This window comes from Maricaulis parjimensis (genome assembly GCF_016817355.1).
GTDB lineage: Bacteria > Pseudomonadota > Alphaproteobacteria > Caulobacterales > Maricaulaceae > Maricaulis > Maricaulis parjimensis.
Genome location: NZ_JADOTT010000007.1, coordinates 89241 through 114363 on the forward strand (window position 1 = coordinate 89241; position 25123 = coordinate 114363).

Sequence of the window (25123 nt, forward strand, 5' to 3'; positions counted from 1 at the left end):
TAAGCTCAGCGCAAGAAAGCCCGCTCCAGAATCACCCCGCCAACAATCTCCTCTGACCAAAACTCAATCTTCCGCCCCGAAGCCAAAACAGCGTGTCGTCGTGGTCCTTGGCATGCACCGATCCGGCTCTAGTGCTATCACCAGAGGCCTCTTGGCTTTGGGTGTCGAACTCGGTAGCAGCATGATGCCGGCAAAGGAGGATGAAAACGACAAGGGTTTCTGGGAAGACTTGGACATCTACCGGTTCAACGAAAAGGTACTATCCAAAGCGCAAAGCTCCTGGCACAAGCTCGCGCCTCTCAACAGCTCGCTTCTAGAAGGCCCGGAATTCTCCGCGGAACGTCGCGAAGGCGCTGCGCTCCTTTCACTAAAGCTGGCGCAATACGGAGCCGACTCCAAAGTCTTCGGCTTCAAAGATCCGAGGACGGCTGTCGTCCTGCCACTTTGGCGCTGCATCTTTCAAGACCTCGACTTGGATGACCGGTACATTATTACAGTTCGCAACCCTCTGGACACGGCCGCCTCGCTGCAGGCACGAGATCAATTTCCTATGACCAAGGGTGTTTTGCTCTGGGCAAAACATGTCTTGCAGGCCGTCCGTTATTCGCAAGGCCGGCCACGCGTATTTGTGAGCTACGACAAGGTCTTGGAAGATCCGATTGCCGAACTTCAACGGATTTCCACTGCGCTTGCTCTCCCGGAGCCCCGTCAAGATGACGAAGGGGTGCAGGAATACACAAACGCGTTCCTATCAAAAGACCTTCGGCGGCACCATACTGGTAAGGGGGAACTTGCGCGTTCGGGGCTGGCGCCTCAGTTCTTGTTGGATATTGAAAACATCATTTCCAACCTCACACGCCAAGGCGCGGACGCACAAAAGGTCAATCCGCTTGAGACTGAAACATGGGACGAGCTGGAACGACAGTTTCTCCAAATCGCGCCGGTTCTCGACTATGCAGATTCGATAGAAGACCATCGCGCGAAGGCCAACCGGGCGGTGCAAACCGCTGAGTCCAAACTCCAGGAAACTACAAAAGCTTTAGAGGCATCCCAAACCCAGCGACAAGCTGCAGAAAAGGCCGCCGAAGAACAGCTTGTAGACCTGAAAGCACGCCACGCCGAAGAGTTGGCAAGTGTCATAGAAAAAAAAGAGCAAGAAGAGAGCAAACTAAGGCGCATAGTCAGAGATAACCAAGATGCCGAAAACTCTCAGAAAGAACAGATCGAATCACTGCGCAATTTACATCATGAAGAAATCAGAGCTCTCGAAGAAAAAACCGCCGCAATTCGAACAAAGCTAGACGCTCAACAACAAAATTATGAAAGCGATCTGACGGCCCATGCGGACCGGATACAAGAGCTGTCGGACGAACGAGACGAGCTGGTTACGCGTTTCGAAGAAGTTCACGCACGACTCAGGTCCAAAGAGCTGAGCAATAATGCTGAGATAGGCGCTTTGCTTGAACAAAAATCTGATTTGGAACGCGAGCTACAGCAAACTAAGGCCGAATTTGACAATCTCAAGAATGCCTTGGTCGCGAAAATTTCACAGCGGGATCTGCGCATACAGTCATTGACGGCCGACTACAGTGCCATCACAGAGCGATACGAAACTCTAGCCAATGAGCTCAGCTCTCTAGCAGTAGAAAGTAGCGCAGAGATAGGCGCCCTTATCGACGAGAAACGCCAGCTCGCTTCCGCTCTGGAGGCCGCTAAAACGAAAAATAGCAAATCCACTCAACAAGCCGTAGAAGCGCAAAAGGCGCTTAGCGAAAAGAACCAAGCTCTAAGCACCGAGCTCAAAGAAAAATCAGCCGCTCTTGCACAGGCCCAACACTCACTCGAAAAACGCGATCAAGAACACTCTCAAGACCGCGCTCGTCTAGTTGCCGAAATCGCGCGGCTCGCCTCAGAAGGTGAAGCCGCCCGAAACTTTTACGCAGAGCAAACCAAAGAGCTCACGAAGCAACACCAGACCGCCCTGTCTGCTATGGAGCAATCGGCTAGGGCTAAAGAGCAGGCGTCCCAGGCCGCTCTGGACAAGCTCTCTCAGCAGCGAGACGCAGAGGCCACTAAAGCGAAGTCAATACAGCGGAGCTACGCCGAATCCGCGTCACGCGCTGAGCAGCTAACCCAGGACCTGCAAGCGAAAAGGCGCAACGCCCTCCTCGCCCGAGCGGAAGTCAACGAAATCCGACGCAGCCTGTCATGGAAGATTACAAGCCCTCTTAGGGCCATCGGCAGACTTGTTCGTAATCCAGTGGGGACAACGAAAGAATTTGGTGCAAGGGCCGCGCGCGCCGCTTGGCAGCGCGTGCCACTTGCTCCTGCCACTCGAGGGAAGTTGGCAGGAGCCGCATTTTCCACGATGCCGTTTTTTTTCTCTTGGACCGAGCCGTACAAAGCATGGAGGGCAGAGCAGAAGGCACGCCCCTACTCGCCTCAGAAAGCTCCCGTGGGCAGTCTGCTTCTAGAAGCACCGACCGACCCAACTCTGGACGGGCCCGTCCCTCTCACAGCCCTCACACCTCCCGCTTCAGTAAAAGTCCGCGCAATTGCAAGCTATCTCCCGCAATTTCACGCTATCCCAGAGAACGACGCATGGTGGGGAGAAGGCTTCACCGAGTGGACCAAAGTTCGCGCAGCTCAGCCGCTATTTGACGGACATTATCAACCTCGCGAGCCGGGTGAACTGGGCTATTACGATCTCATCTCCGACCCGAGTGTCATGGAACGCCAGGCCGAGCTAGCAGCTCTCCACGGCCTTTCCGGATTTTGTTTTTACTTCTATTGGTTTGCGGGAAAGAGACTGCTGGAAACCCCACTTCTCAACTACCTCAAGAACGAGAAGATTGAATTTCCATTCTGCCTATGTTGGGCGAACGAAAACTGGAGCCGGCGATGGGATGGCCGCGAACAGGATATTCTTATCTCTCAGGACCATTCCCCGGCTGACGACATCGCATTTATTTCCCATGTCGCTCAGTATCTGAACGATCCACGCTACATCCGAATTGAAGGTCGCCCTTTACTCGTAGTGTACCGGCCAGAACTCCTGCCCTCCCCCAAGGAAACAGCTCTTCGTTGGCGAACATGGGCGCGCGAAAATGGCATCGGAGAAATCTTTCTCGCATCGACCCATGCCTTTGAAAACACCCCTCCGTCCGACCACGGCTTTGACGCTGCCATCGAATTCCCGCCAAACAATTGCGGTCTAGACCCAGAACCCGATTTGGCGGAACGCTCGGTGTCATCCCGAGATTTGAAGCTGTATGACTGGCGGAAACTTGCTGGTCAAAGCCAGTCATACAAAGATCCCGGATTCAAACTTTTCCGCGGGGTTACAACAGATTGGGACAATACAGCGCGACGCCCGAAGGATGGCGCAGTATTTCTCAATGCCACCCCCACTTCCTATCAGCTGTGGTTGGAGAATGCCGTAGACGACACATGCCAGAGATTTGATTCCGCGGATGAGCGCGTGGTCTTTATCAACGCCTGGAACGAATGGGCTGAAGGTACATACCTAGAGCCAGACGCCAAGCATGGTTATGCATGGCTGGAAGCAACCCGTCGTGCCCTGACTGGCGGGCAGATATCCCAAAAAAAAAAGATCTTAGTCGTCACGCATGATCTCCACCCACATGGCGCGCAGCTCCTTTCGCTCAACCTTCTTAAAACGCTCAAGAACCGCTTCGGGTTTCAAGTCGCCTGCATAAGCTGTGGCCCAGGCCCTCTGGCGTCTGATTTTGAGACTTTGGGGACGCTCGAGATAGTCGATGCGCAGTCCGGCGATCCAGTCGAACTCCGGGCCATCATCGCGAGATACAAAGCCCAGAACTTCAGAGCTGCAATCATCAATTCCGCAGCATCTGGCTGGATCGCGCCATACTTGTTCGAGCACGACATCGAGATGGTTGCGCTCGTTCACGAACTGCCTTCGATCATCAAAGCCATGAAGCTCGAAGACCCATTGCGGTCATTTGACAAGTACGCGAACACCGTCGTGTTTCCTGCACAGTTCGTTCGCGATCGAGCCCTGCAATCTGCTGGCCTCGCACAGTGGCGGAACGCATCCATTCGTCCTCAAGGCCTTTACAAATCAGATTCCATTTCGAGCCTCGATGAGAAGCACCGAGCTCTCGCAAGCATTCGCACAAAGCTTGCCTTACCGTCGAATGCAGAGATCGTTCTTGGGGTAGGTTATGCCGACCGAAGAAAGGGACCTGACACCTTCGTGCGTTGGGCTATTGCTGCCGTCAGAAAGTGGCCCCACCTACACTTTGTATGGCTAGGAAAAATGTCGCCCGAAATGGACAACGACATTGCTGAATTACTGTCAAACGCCGGGCAAGCGAGGAAACATATCCACTTTCTCGGTTTTACTGATCACACCGCGGAGTACTACAAGGCGGCCTCGCTTTACGCACTCACTTCGCGCGAAGACCCTTTTCCCTCCACCGCACTGGAGTCGCTGAATGCCGCCACTCCGGTCGCGATGATCGGAGGAACTGGCGGGATTGAAGACCTCGCCGGCCAGAAAATTATCGTTTCGTTGGACTCAGACCAGCCAGATGATTTCATCCAAAGCGCCGAAGCGCTGGTTGAAAACAGGGCTGAGCGGGAAGAAATGGGACTGCGCGGGCTGACGTACATGAACGAAAATTTTGGTTTTGCAAGCTATGTGGGTAGCCTCCTCGACCATCTTCCTGTGTCAGTCCCCAACGTTTCGGTCATCGTTCCAAACTACAACTACGCTCATCATCTAACAGATAGAATTCGTAGTATATTAGCGCAAACTATTCCTCCACGCGAAATAATCATTCTAGACGACGCATCTTCAGACAACAGCATTGAAGTTGCGGAGGAGTTACTTCGCGACTGCGGAATTAATTGGAAAATCGTTAGGAACACTAAGAATAGTGGAAGCGTGTTTAAGCAGTGGGAGAAAGGCGTTTCTATCGCAAAAGGCGAATTGGTTTGGATTGCTGAAGCTGATGATTGCGCAGACCCTCGCTTTCTCGAGGTTGCCACCCGTCATTTTCTACATGAGTCTATTGTAGTTTCCTTTACAGAATCAAAGCAAATTGACGAACATGGAACGGTCTTAGCAAATAGCTATATTGATTATGTTAGAGATATTTCTAGCGAAAAATGGGGCTCAGAGTATATTAATTCTGGCCAAAAAGAACTTCAGTCGGCTCTATGTATAAAAAACACCATTCCGAATGTAAGTGGAGCAGTTTTTCGAGCTGATCCTTTGCGGGAAACGCTTTCTGCAAATATGGCAGAGATCACTTCATTCCGAGTAGCTGGAGATTGGTGCGTGTACGTGCACCTCCTTCAGAAGGGCGACATTGCATTCTCTCCCGAGCCTCTGAACCATCATCGTCGGCACAGCGAAAGTGTGACGATACAACGGTTTGGGCTGCCGGAGTTGAGCGAGATTTCGCGGATGCAGCGCCACGTCTCAGCCAAATTTCCTGTTTCGGCTGAGGCGCGACGGAAAGCAAATTCTTATCTTAAAAACTTGGTGCAACACTTTAGTCTGGAAGAAACTTCTGATCCAAACGAACTAAGACAGGCATTGGGTGACATCAATGCTGTGAAGTGAATTGCCCCGCCTCTCGATTACGTGACAGGATGATGTTTGGCTTCAACGCCTCACTGCCCCAATCGAAATTGTCCTGACCCAATGGTCAGTCTCCATGGAAAGGTTCTCCAAAGCAGTTGCAGTTAAGACGATAGCTTCTGGTCGAACTCACCCACTTCCGGGTAGGTGTCGAGCACAGCCTCAATGGCCTGGAACACCGAGACGACGTCTTCATGGCTGTCCGGGCTTTCAACGACGACCACGAGGTTGGGCGTGTTGGAGCTGGCGCGAACCAGGCCCCAGGCACCGCCCTCAAGCGTGAAGCGCACGCCATTGACCGTGTTCACATCGATGATGGGACGGCCGGCAACCGCTTCACCCGACGCCTTCTTGGCTTCGAACTCGGCGACGATCCGGTCCACCACGCCATATTTCTTGTCGTCATCGCACTTGGGCGACATGGTCGGCGAGCCGAAGCTGACCGGCAGGTCCCGGCGCAGATCGGCCATCGACTTGTCCGGATTGCGATCAAGCATCTGCAGCACAGCCCGCGCGGCGACCAGACCATCATCATAGCCTCGGCCGATCGGCGGCTGCAGGAAGAAGTGCCCGGACTTCTCGAAGCCAGCCAGCGCGTCCAGCTCCTTGGAGCGGCGCTTGATGTAGGAATGGCCGGTCTTGAAGTAATCGGTCTTGCAGCCATGCTCCTGGAGCTTGGGATCAATCGAGAAAAGCCCGGTCGATTTCACGTCGACCACGAAGGTGGAACCCGGGTGAAGCGGCGCGAGATCGCGCGCCAGCATCAGGCCGATTTTGTCGGCGAAGATTTCCTCGCCCTCATTGTCGATCACACCGCAACGGTCGCCGTCACCATCAAAGCCCAGGCCGACATCGGCGCCATGCTCCAGCACGGCATCGCGGATGGCGTGAAGCATTTTCATGTCTTCCGGATTGGGATTGTAGCGCGGGAAGGTGTGGTCGAGTTCGCAATCCATTTCGATCACGTCGACACCCATGGCGCGCAGAACCTGCGGCGCATAGGCACCGGCCGTGCCATTGCCGCACGCGGCCACAACTTTCAGCGGACGCTTGATCGACACGCCTTCTGCGACATCGTCCATATAGCGTTTGGAGACGCCGTCCTGGCGGACATAACCACCGCCAGACCGGGCAATACCCTCACCATTGAGGACAATTTCCTTGAGACGGCTCATCTCGTCCGGACCGAAGGTCAGCGGACGGTGCGCACCCATTTTCACGCCGGTCCAACCATTCGAATTATGGCTGGCCGTCACCATGGCCACGCAGGGAATGTCCAGATCGAACTGGGCAAAATAGGCAACCGGGGACAGGGCGAGGCCGATATCGTGAACTTCGATGCCTGCCGCCATCAAGCCGACTTCCAGGGCCTGTTTCACGCTGAGCGAATAGCCGCGGAAATCGTGACCGACGACAATCTTCGGTTCGACGCCCAATTCATGGATCAGCGTGCCCAGCCCCATGCCCAAGGCCTGGACGCCGTAGAGATTGAGATCCGGCGCCACGTCCGAACCGGGATGACCGAACCACCAGCGCGCATCATATTCGCGAAAACCCGTCGGCTTGATCAGGGGTTCGTTCTCGAACGCCCAGCTGTTCGGTTGCAGTGATGCATGCGGTTTCGTCGCCATCTCATCCCCCTTCAGGCCAACGGACCTGTGATATTGCATTACGGCATGGGCGCAAGCCCAATCTCCCCAACCGGGAAGACCGGGCCTTCATGCCTTACGGACGACCGACGCTCGTATAGGTCAGGCCGGCCGCTTTGGCCTCGTCCGGATTATAGATGTTGCGCAGATCGACCAGGATGGGCGCCTTCATGGTTTCCTTGAGACGCTTCAGGTCGAGGGCCCGGAATTCATTCCATTCCGTGATGATCACCAGCACATCCGCGCCGTCGGCACAGATATAGGGACCGGACACGAAGTCGACATTGTCCAGGAGCTTCTCGGCTTCAACCGTACCGGCCGGGTCAAAAGCCCGGATCTTCGCACCCGCCGCCTGCAGGGCCGGGATGATTTCCAGGCTGGGCGCGTCACGCATGTCATCGGTATTCGGCTTGAAGGTCACGCCGAGCACGGCAACCTGCTTGCCGGACACATCACCACCACAGGCCTCGATCACCTTGTCGGCCATCGCCTTCTTGCGAGAATCATTCACTTGGACCGTGGTTTCGATCAGGCGCAGCGGCGTTCCGGCATCCTGGGCGGTGCGGGTCAGGGCCAGCGTGTCCTTCGGGAAGCAGGATCCGCCATAGCCCGGTCCGGCATGGAGGAATTTGCCGCCGATCCGGTTGTCCAGGCCGACACCGCGGGCAACTTCCTGGACGTTGGCACCCACCTTTTCGCACAGATCGGCGATCTCGTTGATGAAGGTGATCTTCATCGCGAGGAAGGCATTCGCGGCATACTTGATCAGTTCGGACGTGCGGCGCGCCGTGAACAGGATCGGGGTCTCGTTCAGATAGAGCGGGCGGTAGAGTTCGCGCATCACCGCGCGGGCGCGCTCATCATCAGTGCCGACGACGACACGGTCGGGACGCTTGAAGTCCTCGATTGCAGCGCCTTCACGCAGGAATTCCGGGTTCGACACAACGGCAAATTCAGCATCCGGACGGGTCTCGGCGATGATGCGTTCCACGTCATCACCCGTGCCCACCGGCACCGTCGACTTGTTCACGACCACGGTATAGCCGTCCATGACTTCGGCGACTTCCTTGGCGGCGGCATGGACATAGCTGAGATCGGCATAGCCATCGCCACGCCGGGACGGCGTCCCGACGGCGATGAAAACAGCATCGGCAGTGCGGACGGCTTCTTCCAGGTCGAGCGTAAAGCTCAGACGGCCTTCGCGGACATTGCGTTCCACGAGAAGGTCCAGACCCGGCTCGTAAATCGGGATCCCGCCTTCGTTCAGCGTCTCGATTTTAGACGCGTCCTTGTCGACACAGACCACTTCGTGACCGAAATCAGCGAAACAGGCGCCAGACACCAGCCCGACATACCCCGTGCCAATCATTGTAACCCGCATGGAAGACCCCTTTGTTCGATAACCACGGTATCGCCGAGTAGAGAGCCCCACGCAAGGGCTCTGCTGGATAAGGTTCAGCGACATTTTCGATGGAAGGGCGGGGCGATTTGTCTGCCCCGGCAAACCGGCTTCCGGTCTCGGGCTGCAACCTCGCGCGGAAAGCACGCCATCACGGGCGAAAACGCCACGCAAACACGCCCCGGTCGCGCTCGAGAAGCCAGTGGATGTGGAAGTGACACGTTGATCTGGACGAGGATGAGCCGATACGTTAGCCAACGCTACGTTCATCAAGGGGGAACAGGGATGAAGCCCATCCGCAAGGCCGTTTTGCCCGTGGCCGGTTTTGGCACTCGGGTCCTGCCGGCAACCAAGACCATCCCGAAGGAAATGCTGCCGGTCTTTGATCGCCCGGCCATCCAGTACGTCGTGGATGAGGCGCTGGCTGCGGGGATCGAGCACATCGTCTTTGTCACCGGCCGAAACAAGGGCGCCATCGAGGATTATTTCGATACGGCCTATGAGCTGGAAACCTCCCTCGCTGCCAAGAACAAGACCGAAATCCTCGAAGCAGTTCAGGCGACTTGCCCGGTGGCTGGCTCGATGAGCTTTGTGCGCCAACAGGCTCCCCTCGGCCTGGGACATGCGATCTGGTGCGCGCGCGACATCATCGGCGACGAACCCTTCGCGATCCTGCTTCCTGACGTTCTGGTGAAAGCCGAACCGAGCTGCCTGGCCCAGATGGTCGCCGCCTATGAAGAAACCGGCAGCAATATCATTGCCGTCGAGCCGGTCCCGGAAGCGGAAGTGAACAAATATGGCGTGATCGATCCGGCTGAGCGTTCCGGTAACCGGATCCGTATGAATGGCATGGTCGAAAAGCCGCCGGTGGACGAAGCCCCGTCAAACCTCGCCATCACCGGCCGCTATATCCTGCAGGGCAAGATTTTCGACTATCTGGCCGATCAGGCCGCTGGAGCCGGTGGCGAAATCCAGCTGACGGACGCCATGGCCCGCCTTATGGCGACGGACGAGTTCTACGCCGTGGAGTATGCGGGACAGTCCTATGATTGCGGCAGCAAGCTGGGCTATCTGCGTGCCAATATCGCCTATGCACTCGCTGACGCCGAGCACGGTGCCGGAGCCCGCGCGCTGCTGGACGGTGAGTTCGCCGCCTAGGCGCTCACCGGCTAGTCGCGCTTGCGCCACTCGCGATACCAGTCCGCAAAACGCTTGAGCCCCATTTCGATCGGGATTTGGGGCGCATAGCCGTAGTCGGTCTGCAGACGGGTCGTATCGGCGAAGGTGCGTGTCACATCACCGGGCTGCATGGGCAGCATCTGCTTTTCAGCCGTGCAGCCCAGCGCATTTTCCAGCGTCTCGATCATGTCCATCAGTCGAACCGGGGACGAGCCGCCGATATTGTAGACGGCGTGACGCCCGCGCTCAGGACAGTCATTTAAGATTCGGCAAAGCGGTTCGACAATGTCGTCCACATAGGTGAAGTCCCGTTCCATTTCCCCATTATTGAAAACCTTGATAGGGCGCCCCTCAAGCATGGCATCCGCAAAGAGCCAATATGCCATGTCTGGTCGCCCCCAAGGTCCATAGACAGTGAAGAACCGCAAACCTGTCGCCGGCACACCAAAAAGCGAGCAATATGATGCGGTCATGAGCTCGTCAGCTCGTTTGGTCGCGGCATATAGAGATGCTGGTGTTTCTGCGGCATCATCCTCGCTAAAGGGAACGGCTGAGCGCTCCCCATAAACAGAGCTTGATGAAGCATAGACCAGATGCTTGAGGTCCGTTCCTAAGGCTCGCGCCGCTTCCAGAACCGCTAGGAAGCCAACCAGATTGGAACGCGCGTACGCAAACGGGTTTTCCAGCGAATAGCGCACACCAGCTTGCGCAGCCAAATGCAGAATTCTGCCCGGACGCTCTGCAAGGCAAAGATCCATAACGGCTTCGTGCTCGGCAAGGTCAAGCCGGTGAAAACTGAAGTTGGGGTACTCTGAAAGAACGCTCAGCCGAGCCTGCTTGAGAGCAGGGTCATAATAGTCGTTGAGATTGTCCAACCCAACGACCGATTCCCCAGATTTGAGCAAACTCAAACTCGAATGGAACCCCACAAAACCGGCTGCACCGGTGACCAAGACGGTCAAGACGCACCTCCCATACCCACTTTACTGTCAGAACGACTTAATAGACCAATTCACCGAGTTCGAGACGAATTTCAACAGTCCAATCACGAGAACGGCCATGTTTCGCCCACAAACACGGTTTCCACACAGTCTAGTACTCGTGTACGACCTCAGAAACGCTGCTAGCTACCAAATGCGCTTATAGAAATTCCAAGCGTCCTGAACGATAGAATGTAAATCAGAACGCTCTGGCCGGAACCCTAAGAGATCTCTTGATCTTTCAACATCGGCATATAGCCTCGGTGGGTCGCCCGGTCGCCGATCATGGATTTCATAAGGAACTGGAAGGCCCGTCACAGCCTCCACGGCGTCAAGGACTGCCTTGACCGAGTAACCAGTTCCAGTACCCACATTGCATACGAAGCTGTGGGCGCCGTCCTGAAGCCGGTCGAGCGCTGCTAGATGGGCATTGGCCAAGTCCATCACGTGGATGAAGTCGCGTTCACAGGTTCCGTCTGACGTATCGTAATCCACGCCGAACAACTTCATAGGCCCGCCTCTTCCCGCCGCCGCCTTGAGCGCATTCGGGATCAGATGGGTCTCTGGGTCGTGTTCCTCACCGATCTCGCCGTCCGGACTGGCTCCGGACGCATTGAAATAGCGAAGGGCGGCGTACCGAAACGCTTCGGCGCTGGCGATGTCAGCCAGCAATTGCTCCACAGCCAGCTTGGTGCGGCCATAGACATTGATTGGTGTCTGGGGCTCATCCTCGGTCAAGGGCAAGGATTGGGGCGTTCCATAGGTGGCACAGGTGGACGAGAATACCAGAACCTCGCAGGCAGCACGTTTCATGGCACCCAACAGGCTTACGACACCAGCAACATTGTTATCCCAGAAGGCAAGCGGCTCCCTTTGCCCTTCACCCACCTCGATATTAGCAGCAAAGTGCATGACAGCCGCCGGGCGGTATTGGGTAAAAACTGCGTCCAGATCCCGAGCCTGCCGGATATCGCCTTCGAACAATGGCCCCCAACGAACGGCGTGACGATGCCCACGGGAGAGATTGTCGAACACCACAGGCTCATCGCCGCGTTGAGCCAGAGCCTTACAAACGTGCGAGCCAATATAGCCGGCCCCTCCGACGATCAATACACGCATGCTTCCCCCTCAATCACCCGTCTCTCTGTTAGCCGTTCCCAATCATTCGCTCTTCCAGACATGCAATAACTGGAAATGCTAAACGAGACAGGCTGTAGCCGTAATTGGCGACAGCCTGTCTGGTCCAAATCAGCTCCAGGTGTCGTCGATGCTCGGCGCCACGAAGACGAGGCTCTCATCGTCAACCAGCGAGCCGTCATACCAGATGCCCGCATGCTGGGGCATATCGGCAGGCTGGCCCGGCAGGGCATCACCCGCCTGTGACAGAGACACCAGACCCGGTAGATCGGCCCGGTTCCAGGCGATTTGCTCGACAGAAACGGCATCCATCCGCACCACGGCATCCAGGACTTCCTGATCGAGATGCGGCAGGGTTCCGTCTTCCTCGGAATGCTTGATCAGCATCAAGGACAGGTCGGTATGGTCATTCTCACTCAGGGATTCCATGACCGGACGATCAGACTTGGCACCGGCTGCACTCTGGACGGCGTGCGTAACGACATCCTGCGTCAATGGCGACATGACCGGATAATCCGTGCCGGCCGCGGGCAGTTTGGACAGGTCCAGCGGCTCGCCACTGCTTTGAGGGCCGGCATCCCCGAAGAATTCCGGGAAGGTATCATCGGCGTCGTAGACGATGTTCTCGACACCGATGAGTTCGACGGTCCCGTCCGGCGATCCCGCACGGTTATCCGTCACGAAAGTGCTGCCGCCACTCGTGGTGACGGTATAGTCGGACGACGCGCCGGAGAAATAGGCCGTGTCGGTGCCTGCACCGCCATCGAACGTGTCCGTACCGCCCGATGCGAAGAAGCGGTCATTGCCCGCATTGCCGGTCAGCACGTTGTCAGCATCATTGCCGATCAGCGTGTCATTGCCGGAACCGCCGATCGCATTCTCGATGACCGTGCCATTGGCAATGCCCACATTGCCGGTCAGGCCCAGAACACTGGAAAAGGCCTCTTCGCGCAGATCAATGGTCTGGGTGGCGCTTGTACCGGAATAGTCGAACGTGTCCGTGCCGCCCGCATCAAAGATCGTGAAGCTGGTCGCATTCGAGAAGCCGTTCGTGGCGTCATACACGGTCCGTCCGGCATTCGAGTTGAAGCCATAGGTCGTGTCGCCGGAGCGGGTTGTGGTCGACAGGCCGTACATGTCCCGTGCCGCGATAATGTCCGCCACCTGCAAACCCGCAACGAAGGCGGTGGATGCGCTGATCTCCGTATTCTCATTCTGCGAGAAGTAGGACATCACCGTCGCCTGCCAGCTATCGTTCAGATAGATGTTGTCGATCCCGTAGTCGGCGGAGCCGTCATAGGGGCCGGCATGGCCCAGGCCGAGCGCGTGGCCGATTTCGTGGATATAGGTCTGGAAGGAATAGGTATCGAGCGTGGTGCCATAGGTATCCAGCCACTCGGTACCAACATTCACGCTGGCCGATGTGATGAAACCGCCCGACGTGCCATTCGGGCCCGCGAAAGCGCCTTCCTCATCATCATCAAACGTGATCTGGGCACCGTCGGTCGCCACTTCCTGGAAGATCAGGCCCGTCACATCGGACCAGACCTGAAGAGCGGCGCGAGCCAGGGTCTGGCCATCCGCCGTCAGGGCCGTGATATTTACGGTGATCGTATCGCCCGAAGAAGCGTTGAACTGGGCCCCGCCGAAACCGGACCGCAGATAATCGGCGATTTCCTGGTAGGAATAGTTCCGCAGCGGGTCGGTATGCGAGACGTCCAGCGTGTACTCGCCGGTCCGCTCGTCATCCGAGCCACCATCCCAGCTGTCCACCTCGATATAATAGGTTCCCGTTTCACCCGCCGTGTAGCCAAGACGGGAATCCCGAACGACGCCGAGATCGATATCGTCATTCTCGGCGATCAGATTGCCCGCCGAGTCATAGAGACGGATATAGGTGTCCTCGACCGGTTCAGACCCGGTACCCGTCAGGTCGAACTGGTAGCGTTGGCCTTCCACGAGTTCGATGCGGATCCAGTCCTCATCGCCCGGCGTTTCCAGATTGCCGACATAGCTGCCGCCGGACACCATATGGACTTGCGTTGTGTTGTTGTTCGGCACATCGCCAGCCTCATCGGTGATGTCCGAAACCGTGATCGCCACATCCTGGCTGTTGGAATTTGTGCCATCCGAGGCCGTAACGGTGATGTCATAGACATTATTGCCGCCACTGTCCGAAGGGGTTTCGAAATCCGGTGCGGTCAGGAAGCTGACTTCACCGGTCTCACTATCCACCGTGAACAGGCCGGCATCCGTACCGGAGATGGAGTAAGTGATGTCATCACCCTCACCATCAATAGCGCTGATGACATAAGCTGATGTCTGATTTTCGGAAACATTACCGGTCGGGGCCGACTGGAAGGTTGGCGCACCCGTCTCCGCTTGGTCCGTGACCGTCAGAGCGACATTGATGTCCGTGGTCTGACTGCCATCACTGGCCCGAATCACGATGTCATAAATATTGTCAGAATTCGCATCGGCCGGATTTTCAAAATCTGGCAAAGCCGCAAAACGAACTTCACCCGTTGCCGCGTCGATTGTGAAGTCAGAGGCGTCGGAACCGCCCACAATAGAGTAAGTCAAAGTGTCATTATCGCCGTCGGTTGCAACAGCGGTGTAAGCCACTCCCGTCGTGTTTTCAGCGACATTGACCGTCATGTCAGATGTGAAGGCGGGGGCAAACTCATTCACATTGGTGACAGTGATGATCACCGGAGTAGAAATATTGCTGGTACCGTCAGTCACGGTGACAGACACGAAGTACTCGTTGTCGCTGTCGGAATCAGACGGATTCTCAAAATCCGGCGGTGTGACGAAGCTGAGCTGTCCAGTATTCGCATCGATCGTGAAAAGCGCGCTGTCGAGCGAACTGTTGATCGACCAGGTCAGACTGTCGTTTTCCGGGTCCGTGGCCGTCAAATTTGCAGCAACGGTGGAATTCTCAGCGACTGAAAATGTCGTGTTGGATGTCAGGACCGGCGCATCATTCCGGTCCGTGACCGTGATGAGGACGGTTTGTTGATCGGTCAGCTCACCATCACTGCCTTGGATGATCACTTCATAGACATTGTCGCTATTAGCGTCGCCCGGGCTTTCGAAGTCCGGCGTATCGATGAAAACCAACCGGTCACTGAAGTTGTCATACGCAAACAAACTGGCATCAGCACCACCAATAATGGTGTAGGTGATCTCGGTTCCATCGCCATCGGTTTCCGGCGGATCGAAACTGTCGACCCAGTCCGTTCCTTCCTGATGGTCGATCGAAATCTGGGCCGGTCCCATTTCCGGCGCGAACTCATTGAGCTCGGTCACGGTGATTGAAACGCTTTGACTGGTCGAGTTCGTACCATCGCTGGCCGTGACTGTGATGTCGTAGACATTGTCGGAATTGGCGTCAGTTGGGGCATCAAAATCCGGCGTTGCCGCAAAACTGACTTCGCCCGTGTTCGCGTCGATTGTGAACTGGGCAGCATCATCGCCTGACAGGCTGTAAGTCAGCGGATCGCCTTCCGGGTCGGTCGCCGTCACGGTGTAGACAACACCGGTCGCTCCCTCTTCCTGTGATGCAGTCGTTCCGGACGTGAGTGCCGGCGCTTCGTTCACATCGTCGACGGTGATGGTGACGGTCTGGTCAACCGACGTCGTCCCGTCAGAAACCCGGATGGTGACTTCATAGGCATTGTCGGAATTGGCGTCCGCTGGATTCTCGAAATCAGGCGTCGTGTTGAAGGTCACCGCGCCCGTCGAGCTGTTGATCGAGAAGGCCGACTGATCAGCGCCTCCAACAATGGAATAACTCAGCGTGTTATTGTCCGCGTCTGTGGCCGTCGCCGTGTAGACGGTGCCCGCCGTGTTTTCATCCACACTAGCCGTCGTTGCCGAGGTAAATACCGGGGCACTATTCGGCGTCGGGGTTGGGGTCGGCGTGGAGCCGCCGCCACCGCCACCGGCAGCCGCGCCCAGCAGACCCAGAGCTCCCAGGCCTCCGAGCATCGCACCGCCGCCGGCGCCACCGGCAGCGCCTGCGATCGCAAAGTCGGCACCGGCGAGGGCGCTGTCGGCGATATAGACATAGCCATCCACGATCGCGACATCGCTCGCCGCGAAGTCAATCACACGCCCATCGCTCAGCGTGACCCGCGCGCCGCCATCTGCGAGGCGTTCAACACTGGACACATTCGGCTGATCATTGGCCGCACTATAGCCGTCCGGGATGCCACCGCCCTGGGCCTGAGCCTGGCCGGCCATAAAGGCCATGCCGCCCAGCGCCATGGCGCCCCCGAGCAGGGCTGTGCTGGAGGCATTACGCCGATCCGTTTTCTTCTGGATGGTCATGTCGATCCCCTTCTGCGGTGGTGCGCCGGTGTACTCACGTCCGGCGCGGCGCAAGCCTTGTCCCGGCCTGCTTGTTGATCCGTGCGGCCGTCTCCTTTGCCGCGGTCAGTCTCGTCTGCCGGCTGCGGATCAGTCCGCAGTGGCAGAAGTCGGCATGCGCCCGGTCAGGCGCAGCAATTCCAGTTTCTGTCGCAGCCAGTCAAAACGGGCCGAGATCACATCGATCTGAGCACGTTCATAGGCCAGCCGGGCGTCGACCAGATCCGGCAGGGTCCCCAACCCGTACTGGAACTCTCCGGTGATCGCCTCGAAATATTCCGCCTGGCTGTCGGCAACAATCTCCCGCCGAACCAGTTGCGCTTCCAGTGAAATAGCGCGACGGAACGCGATTTCCGCTTCCTCGCGCGTTTCACGCTGAAGCGTTCGCAAAGCACTTTGCTCAAAAGCCAGCTGAGCGGCGGCCTGGTCGCGCTCGGCCGACAGGGCCCGACCGCTGTAGAGCGGTACGGAAACATCCACGCCCAGACGATCCCGGCCCTCCCAGTCTTCACGCTGGTCATCATAGACATAGGAAGCGATCCCCACCGCCTCGATCACCGGCAGCCGGTTGCGTCGGGCCCGGTCCAGACGGGCCTCCAGCGCGCGGATGGCACTGGTGCGGGCGCTGATAAGCGGGTTGTCGGACAGAGCCGACTGAACTAGGGCGTCCAGCGTCTCCAGCCCGGTCAGCCGCGATGACAGGTCATTGGCGGCCCCTTCATGCCCACAGAGCTCTCCGACCGGTTCGCCGGCATATTCCCGGATTCGCGTGGCGGCCTGGTCGGCCAGGAACTCAAGCTCCAGAGCGTCGGCCTCGGCATTCGCCAATTGCGCCTCGATCTGGGCGCGGTCGGCCCGGGTCGCCCCACCCTGGGTGAGGAGAGCCGCCACCGCATCCCGTTGCCGGGCAAAGTAATCGCGGCGCTCCGACACGACATCGATCACGGCCAGGGTTTCGAGCCGGGTGAGATAGGCATCGGCCAGCATTTGCGCGGAAGCGGCCTGCTGCGCGGAAATCTCGTGACCACGCTGTTCAACCTGGTTCTGTGCGGCGGCAATTGCCAGCCGGGCATCCCCGAAATCATACAGTCGCTGGGACACCTGCAAGCCGAGCTGGTTCTCGATCTGGCTGGTCGTCAGACCGGTATCGCCGACACTGCTGCGGCCGAAAGTAGAGACCTGGGGCCGGCGCAGGGAGCGGGCCGCAACGGCCTCCGCCTCGGCTTCCGCCAGCCGGGCCTGTGCCCCCGCCACTTCCGGCGCCCGCGCGGCGGCGAGACCCATGGCATCATCCAGTGCCAGGCAATGCGGTCCCGACTGAGCCAGGACTTCACTGCCGGCCACGCCCAGGGTCAGGGCCACACATGCGGCCGGGAGGGTTTTCAACATCACCATCCCCTACCCCGTCCGTGCGCCACGGAAGAGGGACTCACTGATCGGCTCGAACAGGTAATCCAGCGTCGTCCGGCTTGTGCCGGAGAAAATGAAGACCTCGACCGGCATGCCCGGGATAACGTCGAGATCGCCCAGGCGTTCAGCCTGCTCTGCCGGGATCAGAACCCGGACCTCATAATAGGAAGCGCCGGTCACGGGATCCGTCTTGAGATCGGCCGAGACCGAAACCACCTCACCATCCAGCCGCGGCGTCATCCAGCTCTTGTAAGCTGTCAGACGCGTTCGCACGGCCTGGCCTTCATATACGGCGGCCCGATCCGCCGGCTGGATACGGACCGAAGCGGTCATCTGGCCCGCATCGGGGACGATTTCCAGAATGGCTTCCCCGGGACGGACCACCCCGCCTCGCGTGGTGAAATTGAGGTTGAGCACTTCACCCGATTGCGGGGCATGAATCACGGACCGGTTGAGCACATCCTGGGCTGCGCCCAGCCGTTCTTCAGCCTGGCCGAGCCGGGTACGGACATCCAGCTGATCCGCCGACAGGGCACGCAGGAACGCCGCCCGGGTCTGGTCGATCTGCCCGTCGAGATCCTGTTCCAGCGTGGCCGCATCCTGGGCTTCGGTGCGCAGGCGCCCGATATCGGCTTCCAGCGCCGCAACATCGCGCTCCAGAGCCCGCAATTCGTCGAGGCGCGCCATCTGTCGCTGATAGCGTTCATTGAGCAGGGCCAGCTGGTCCTGGGCTGCATCCAGGGCGCGGCCGGTCACACTGATCTGTTGGGCCCGCAGGGCCTGGGATGACCGCGCACCATCCCGGCGTGCGGTGAGCACGGCGATATCGGCCTGGAAGGCTTGACGCTGTTGTTCAAACAGATCGCGCTGGCGGGTGATGACCTCACCACGCTCTTCATCGGTCAGATCAAAAACATCCAGAACTGAAAAGTCGGGCTGATCCGCGCCGCTGCGCAAGGCATCTAGCCTCTGGATGGAAGCGGTCAGCGCCGCGATTTCAAATAGCACTTCGTTGCGCGCGGCCTGCGATGCGGTTTCCTGCAGCGTCAGGAGCGCCTGGCCGGCTTCGACATGATCCCCGTCGCGGACCAGCAATTCCTCGATGATCCCGCCTTCCAGGTGCTGCACGACCTGGCGATGATTTTCGACGACGATCTGACCGGCCGCCGGGACGCCTTCTGCCAAAGGCGCCAAGCCGGCCCAGGCCAGGAACCCGCCCAGACCCAGCAGGCAGACCAGCGCTGCGCCCCGAACGGTTTTGTCGTTCAGCGGGTTGGCCGGCACATTATTGAGTGAGAGGTCGGCACTCATGCGGCCGGGCCTTTCCCCGGTGCCGTTGCCAGGCCGGGCCCGGTGGCCAGTTTGATGAATTGTTCCGATGGGGCCGCCATGACTTCGCCATTGCGGACCAGAAGTACGGATTGCGCCTTCTCGATCAGGCGGCGGTCATGCGTGGCGGCGAGAACGATACAGTCGCCTTCCACCGCCTGGACGAGGGTCGACACAAGCCGGGGCGCGGCGGCGGAATCGAGATTGGCGGTCGGTTCATCCAGCAAAAGCAGGACCGGGTCGCCATACAGCGCCCGCGCCAAACCAATCAGCTGACGCTGACCGGCTGACAGGTGGACCCCGCCAGGACCCACCCGCGTGTCATAGCCATCCGGCAGGGTCAGGATGACATCATGCGCCCCTGCCCGCTTGGCAGCCTCAACCACACGGTCCGCATCGGCGGCGTCCAGTCGGGCAATATTTTCGGCGACGCTGGCCGGCAGGAGTTCAATATCCTGCGGCACATAGCCGACATAGCGGCCGCGATCAGCGGCAGCCCATTCATGCAGATTGCGTCCGCCCAGACTGACCTGACCGGCTCCGGGCAGCCAGGCGCCGGACAGGGTCTGCAGGAGGGTCGTCTTTCCGGCCCCATTGCCCCCGGCAATAGCCACCATCTGACCGCCCTTCACCGACCAGGAGAACGGCCGGATGAGCGGGTGATCGGACCCCGGAACCGCAACGGAAAGCCGGTCCAGAACCAGATCCGCGGCAGGCTTCGGCATGGGCGTGTAGCGCGGTTCCGCCTCTGTGGTGGAAAGGTCATTGCGCAGCTGAACCCAGGCCGACCAGGCCTGCACGGAATTGCGCCAGCCACCAACGATCTGGTCGATCGGGCCCAGAGTGCGGGCCAGGATGATTGAGGCCGCAACGATGGAGCCGGGCGAAATTTCCTGGGCCAGGGCCAGGGCCGCGCCGCCGCCCAGAACACAGATCTGCAGGATCTGGCGGGTCGAGCGCGAAATCGCGGAGAACTTGCCGTCGGACCGGGCCGCATCCATGGACAGGTCCTGACCGATTTTCTGCTGCGCCTGCCAGCGCCGGAAAGCGGCCGGTATCAGTCCCATGGCCACCATGGCCGAACGCTGACGTTCCAGACCCCCTGCAAAATCAGTGGCCTGACGCAGGGCGGACTGGGAAATCTTGGAGGGTTCGCGTGTTGTCAGTTCAGCCGCAAACGCGACCGCAAACACAAGAGCGCCACCGATCAAGCCGAGAAATCCGATGACCGGGTGCACGAGGAAGAGCACGACCAGGAAAATCGGTGTGAAGGGCAGGTCGATGAAGGGCAGGACCGCGCCATTCTGCAAGGTGGAGCGGATCCGGGCAATGGCGCCCATGTCACGGCTGAGCGAGGCCTGACCCAGCTGGTCCTGTTCGAAACGGGTGAAGACGCGGCGGGCGAGCAGGGCTTCCAGGGCATCGCCGGCGAGGGCACAGACACGGCGGCGGCCGGCTTCCGCGGCGCCATAGACGCCGAGCAGGAAAACCGCGAGCAGTGTAAGCCAGATCAGCGTGTCCCGGGAGCCGGAAGACAGAACGCGGTCATACACTTGCAGCATGTAGAGCGGCGCGACCAGCAGGAGAAGATTGGACGCAAGCGTAAAACCGGCCAAGACCATGAGGAAGGGTCTCAGCTGGCGTTTCACCTGCAGGGTCAAAGGTGTCTGCATACTCACTCCAGGTTGCCAAACCAAACCACAGGCAACCCAATCAGGGTCCGATCAAGACCGCGTGCGGGATCAAATCACAAGCGGAAGCGAACCATAACCGGATGAGAATGGGATCACCAGACTCGTTTCCGGCCACTACCAGATCAACTCAAGCCGACGCGCAGCAGGTCATGAAGGTGCAGGATGCCGACGGGGCGATTGCCATCATCAACGATGAAAAGCTGGCTTATTTTAATGTCACCGGCCGTCATTTGGCGCAGCGCATCGGCGGCGAGCATTTCAGCCCGGCCGGTACGCGGATTGCGGGTCATGATTTCATGCGCCGGACGGTTCACCAGATCGGCCCCCATGTGACGGCGCAAATCCCCGTCCGTGATGATGCCGGCGAGACGGCCATCGCTTTCCAGTAGACCGATACAGCCGAAACTCTTCGAGCTCATCTCGATGAGGACATCACTCATCGCGGCATCCTGGCTGATCACCGGAACGGCATCACCGGCATGCATGATATCCCCGACCGAAGCGAGCGCGGCACCGAGGGCGCCACCGGGGTGGAAGGTCTTGAAGTCGGACGCCGTGAAACCGCGGGACTCCAGCAGGGCGACAGCGACGGCATCGCCGAGCGCCATCATCAAAGTGGTCGACGTTGTCGGTGCCCGGGTCTCGCCGCAGGCTTCCGGCGCATCGGGAATGGCGAGGAGATAGTCGCCGGCCCGCGCCAGCGTGCTGTCCGGCTTGGCGGTCATCGCAATCAGCGGAACGCCGAAACGGCGGCAATAGGCGATCAAATCGCCCAATTCCTTCGTCTCCCCGGACTTGGACAGGGCGAGCACGGCATCGCCCTCCCCGATCATGCCGAGATCACCATGACTGGCCTCGGTCGGGTGGACGTAATAGGCCGGCGTGCCGGTGGAGGCGAGAGTCGCGGCAATCTTGCGCGCCACATGGCCTGACTTGCCCACGCCAGCGCAGATGACGCGACCGGTCAGCTCGCGCAGCCGGTTGACGGTCTCGCTGAATGCCTCACCGATCGAGGCATGCAGGGCCTCCAAACCCTCGACTTCCGTCGCGATCACATGGCGTGCGGAGCGGGCAGGATCGAAATCGGGCATGGGGACGTCCTCGGAAGGCTTGGCTTGGAATGGCGGGGTAAATGTCCGGAGAGGCTCCCATACCAGAACCGCGCACGTCCGGGGAAGAGACGTGCGCGGCCAGAGCGGCCATTCTGCGTGGTCCAAAAGGGGGACGGAGAGGACCAGGCATTCAAATGCGCCGCGTAATGCGGGGACGGGACCTGACCGGGTGAGGATGGCCCGTCCGACCAGGGTCGCGCAGATGAGTGGGTCCAGTCTGGGACGCAAACCACTCGGCACGCTGACCCGGAACTTCCAACGGATGCTTAATACCACAAGCCGTAACCGGTGGATACGTTAATCTTTGACGCGCGACCCTTTTCAAGGGGATGTGCAGGCGGCCAGACCTGTCCAGCTTGCCCCGCGCGACCAGCCGGGCTATCGCTCGCGCACTGATCGACGGGGAGAATCGCCATGCCGCAACTCGCACTCATCCGACACGGGCAGAGTGAATGGAATCTGCAGAACCGTTTCACCGGTTGGGTGGATGTCGATCTGACGGATGAAGGCGTCGCCCAGGCCAAGCGGGCCGGGGCGCTGCTGGCAGAGACCGGGTTCAAGCCGGTGCACGCCTATGCCTCCGTTCTCAAGCGCGCGATCAAGACCCTGCACTTTGCCCTGGAAGGCCTGGACCGGCTGTGGATCCCGGAAGACAAGTCCTGGCGCCTGAATGAGCGTCACTATGGCGGTCTCGCCGGCCTCAACAAGGATGAGACCCGCGCCAAGCATGGGGATGAACAGGTGCACATCTGGCGCCGCTCCTTCGACACGCCGCCGCCGGAACTGCCGGAAGACCATGAATACCACCCGGTCAATGATCCGCGTTATTCCGCCGTCCCGCGTGACCTCCTGCCGGGCGCGGAATCGCTGAAGCTGACGCTGGATCGCGTCGAGCCGTATTGGACCAGCGAAATCCTGCCCCACCTCAAATCCGGTGAAGACCTGATCGTGGCCGCCCATGGCAACAGCCTGCGCGCCCTGGTGAAGCTGCTTTTCGATGTATCCGACGAGGACATCATGGGCATCGAGGTTCCCACCGGAAACCCGCTCCTGATCGATCTGGATGATGCCAGCCTGGCCATCCGCTCGGCCCGCTATCTGGATGAGAACCGGGCCAAGCCTCTGCCGCCCCTGCCCTGAGCCATGGGCGCGACGGACGATCTGCGCTGGATGAGCCTGGCCCTGTCACTGGCCCGCAGCCAGCAGGGCCGGACCGCGCCCAACCCGTCCGTCGGTTGCGCCCTCGTGAAAGAGGGCCATCTGATCGCGCTCGGCGCGACACAGGATGGCGGCCGGCCGCATGCCGAACGCGTGGCCCTGGATGCTGCCGGCGATGCCGCCCGCGGCGCCACGGCCTATGTCACCCTGGAGCCCTGCGCCCATTACGGGCAGACGCCGCCCTGTGCGAAAGGCCTGATCGATGCGGGCGTCAGCCGGGTCGTGATTGCCTGCCGGGATGAGTTTGCCGAAGTCGCCGGCCGTGGCATTGCCATGCTGGAAGAGGCGGACATTCCGGTGGAACTGGGCCTGTTTCAGACCGAAGCGGAAGCGCTTTATGAGGGCTTCTTCCATCGCCTGCAGACCGGTCGCCCCCTGGTCTATGTCGACCGGGCCCGCCGCGGTTATGACGCCGAGCTGGACCCGGATGACGGGGCGCTGGTCGAGCGCCGCCTGTTCGAACTGGGTCAGGCCGGCAAGAACCGGGTCCGGGTCGAGCCGGAAACGCCGCTCGCGGAAGCCTTGCTGGAACAGGGCCTCGCGCGCATACCGCATGACAGCAGGCACACGCAGTATTAACCCTCTGACTATACCGTGGTTCTTTGATTTACACCGACAGGACCACGCCGATGCACGGCCGCAAGATCGAGTTCAAGATTCTCACCCAGGCCCAGCTGGACCTGGTGTGTGAACGTCATGAACGCCTCTGGTCCGGCCAGTCGGGAGGCGCCCGCGCCGCCCTGTCCTACTGCGTTCTGGAAAATCTCGACCTGTCCAATCGCGACCTGTCCGACGCCGATTTCTCCGGCGCTGTCCTGCGCGGCGCGAACCTGTCGGGCTGCACGCTGAACAGCACGGTCTTCTTTGCCGCCGATCTGCGGCGCGCCAATCTGGAAGGTGCCTGCCTGCGCCGCGCCGATCTGCGCGGGGCGATCATGCGCGGTGCCAATCTGACCGGTGCCGACCTGACCGAGGCCGATATGCGCGAAGGCGCGATCGCCCAGGTCGACAAGGAAAAGGGTTTGTCGATCCTGTCGCACAAGACGCAGGAAAACGATGCCGGCACCGCCAATTTCACCGGCGCCAACCTGTCGCGTTCGAAAATGGCCGGCATCACGGCCCAGAAAGCCGATTTCACCGACGCCATGCTGCTGGGTACGCGGATGATCCGCGCCAATCTGCGCGGTTCCAGCTTCCAGGGCGCGAACCTGGAAGGGGCCGATCTGTCCGGCGCCGACCTTACCGATACCGACTTCACGCATACCGTCCTGGTGGGCACCAAGATGATGATGGCGAAGAAGGACCGGATGAATACGGAAGGTGCCTTGACCGACAAGCCGGTCGGCATCGACGTCAATACTCTGGACAATCCGGTTGCCGACCAGATCGCGGAACACGTGAAATGGTGTGACACCAACGGCGCCGAGGGCAAACCTTCCCTGTTCGACGGGACCGATCTTCGCGGCCTGAATTCCCTGGCCGGCAAGACGCTGACCGCCTTCCATGCCCGTGGCGCGACGCTCTACGGGCTGGACCTGGAAGGCGCGCAATTGCAGGGCGCCCGCCTTGAAAAAGCCGATCTGCGCATGGTGTCGCTGCGCGGCGCCGATCTGCGCGGGGCTGACCTGACCGGCGCCAATCTGTCGAATGCGGATCTGCGCGACTGCCAGCTGGGCCCGCTCCTGCTGGAAGGTGACCGGCTCTTCCCCGCCTCGCTGGCCGGTGTCCGCGCCCGCTATACCGATTTCCGCGGTGCCGACCTGCGGCAGGTCAAGGCCACGGGTGGTGACTTCTCCTATGCGCGCCTGGACGGAGCCGATGCCCGGCGCGCCGGTTTTGACGGCTCCTGCTTCACAGGCGCCAGCGTCGACGAAAAATTCCGCGAAAGCGCGGGATCTCTGGATGGCGCGGTCGATCTCGACGCCGCCTGACGCGCTGATACCCGAACACAAAAAAGGCGGCGAACCGGAAGGTCCGCCGCCAGTTTTATTTGAGGGATACGTGAGAGAC

The 25123-nt window shown here is 59.5% G+C and carries 14 protein-coding genes; 5 read left to right on the forward strand and 9 right to left on the reverse strand.

The features are described from left to right. Positions 1-151: 151 nt before the first annotated feature. Positions 152-5614 (forward strand): glycoside hydrolase family 99-like domain-containing protein, encoded by a 5463-nt coding sequence (locus I0K07_RS12415; protein ID WP_203293890.1) that lies wholly within the window; start codon positions 152-154, stop codon positions 5612-5614. A 122-nt stretch (positions 5615-5736) separates the two neighbouring features. Here I0K07_RS12415 and I0K07_RS12420 read toward each other — a convergent pair whose 3' ends face one another. Beyond that, positions 5737-7263 carry a phosphomannomutase/phosphoglucomutase gene (locus tag I0K07_RS12420; protein ID WP_203293893.1) on the reverse strand — a complete coding sequence of 509 codons (1527 nt, stop codon included), beginning with the start codon at positions 7261-7263 and terminating at the stop codon, positions 5737-5739. A gap of 94 nt (positions 7264-7357) precedes the next feature. Next, entirely contained in the window at positions 7358-8662 is a 1305-nt protein-coding gene (locus I0K07_RS12425) for a UDP-glucose dehydrogenase family protein (protein ID WP_203293895.1), read from the reverse strand. A 303-nt stretch (positions 8663-8965) separates the two neighbouring features. Here I0K07_RS12425 and galU point away from each other — a divergent pair, with 303 nt between their 5' ends. Then, positions 8966-9838, forward strand: coding sequence for a UTP--glucose-1-phosphate uridylyltransferase GalU (gene galU, locus I0K07_RS12430; protein WP_203293897.1), 873 nt, complete (start codon positions 8966-8968; stop codon positions 9836-9838). An 11-nt stretch (positions 9839-9849) separates the two neighbouring features. On the opposite strand, the gene I0K07_RS12435 is transcribed toward galU, so the two are convergent. The 7 genes from I0K07_RS12435 to I0K07_RS12465 form a co-directional block, all read right to left on the reverse strand. After that, complete coding sequence (locus I0K07_RS12435; protein ID WP_203293899.1) at positions 9850-10821, reverse strand: NAD-dependent epimerase/dehydratase family protein; 972 nt, start codon at positions 10819-10821, stop codon at positions 9850-9852. Positions 10822-10986: 165 nt separating this feature from the next. Then, the gene (galE, locus tag I0K07_RS12440; RefSeq protein WP_203293901.1) at positions 10987-11958 is read right to left on the reverse strand and encodes a UDP-glucose 4-epimerase GalE; all 972 of its coding nucleotides are present in this window, start codon (positions 11956-11958) and stop codon (positions 10987-10989) included. A gap of 129 nt (positions 11959-12087) precedes the next feature. Further along, the gene (locus I0K07_RS12445; RefSeq protein ID WP_203293903.1) at positions 12088-16311 is read right to left on the reverse strand and encodes a cadherin domain-containing protein; all 4224 of its coding nucleotides are present in this window, start codon (positions 16309-16311) and stop codon (positions 12088-12090) included. Between the two features lie 129 nt (positions 16312-16440). Then, complete coding sequence (locus I0K07_RS12450; RefSeq protein ID WP_203293905.1) at positions 16441-17739, reverse strand: TolC family protein; 1299 nt, start codon at positions 17737-17739, stop codon at positions 16441-16443. 9 nt (positions 17740-17748) lie between these two features. Next, positions 17749-19071, reverse strand: a complete 1323-nt coding sequence (locus tag I0K07_RS12455; protein ID WP_203293907.1) for an HlyD family type I secretion periplasmic adaptor subunit — start codon at positions 19069-19071, stop codon at positions 17749-17751. Beyond that, positions 19068-20762, reverse strand: coding sequence for a type I secretion system permease/ATPase (locus I0K07_RS12460; protein ID WP_203293909.1), 1695 nt, complete (start codon positions 20760-20762; stop codon positions 19068-19070). Before I0K07_RS12460 ends, I0K07_RS12455 begins: the two co-directional genes overlap by 4 nt. Positions 20763-20905: 143 nt before the next feature. Then, on the reverse strand, positions 20906-21874 hold the full coding sequence (locus I0K07_RS12465; RefSeq protein WP_203293911.1) for a KpsF/GutQ family sugar-phosphate isomerase: 969 nt from the start codon (positions 21872-21874) through the stop codon (positions 20906-20908). Between the two features lie 435 nt (positions 21875-22309). Here I0K07_RS12465 and gpmA point away from each other — a divergent pair, with 435 nt between their 5' ends. The 3 genes from gpmA to I0K07_RS12480 are packed head-to-tail and all read left to right on the forward strand — an operon-like array spanning position 22310 to position 25044. Continuing rightward, positions 22310-23035, forward strand: a complete 726-nt coding sequence (gpmA, locus tag I0K07_RS12470) for a 2,3-diphosphoglycerate-dependent phosphoglycerate mutase (protein ID WP_203293912.1) — start codon at positions 22310-22312, stop codon at positions 23033-23035. A 3-nt stretch (positions 23036-23038) separates the two neighbouring features. Then, positions 23039-23692, forward strand: coding sequence for a bifunctional diaminohydroxyphosphoribosylaminopyrimidine deaminase/5-amino-6-(5-phosphoribosylamino)uracil reductase RibD (gene ribD, locus I0K07_RS12475; RefSeq protein ID WP_203293914.1), 654 nt, complete (start codon positions 23039-23041; stop codon positions 23690-23692). Positions 23693-23742: 50 nt separating this feature from the next. Further along, complete coding sequence (locus tag I0K07_RS12480) at positions 23743-25044, forward strand: pentapeptide repeat-containing protein (protein ID WP_203293916.1); 1302 nt, start codon at positions 23743-23745, stop codon at positions 25042-25044. Positions 25045-25123 lie beyond the last annotated feature (79 nt).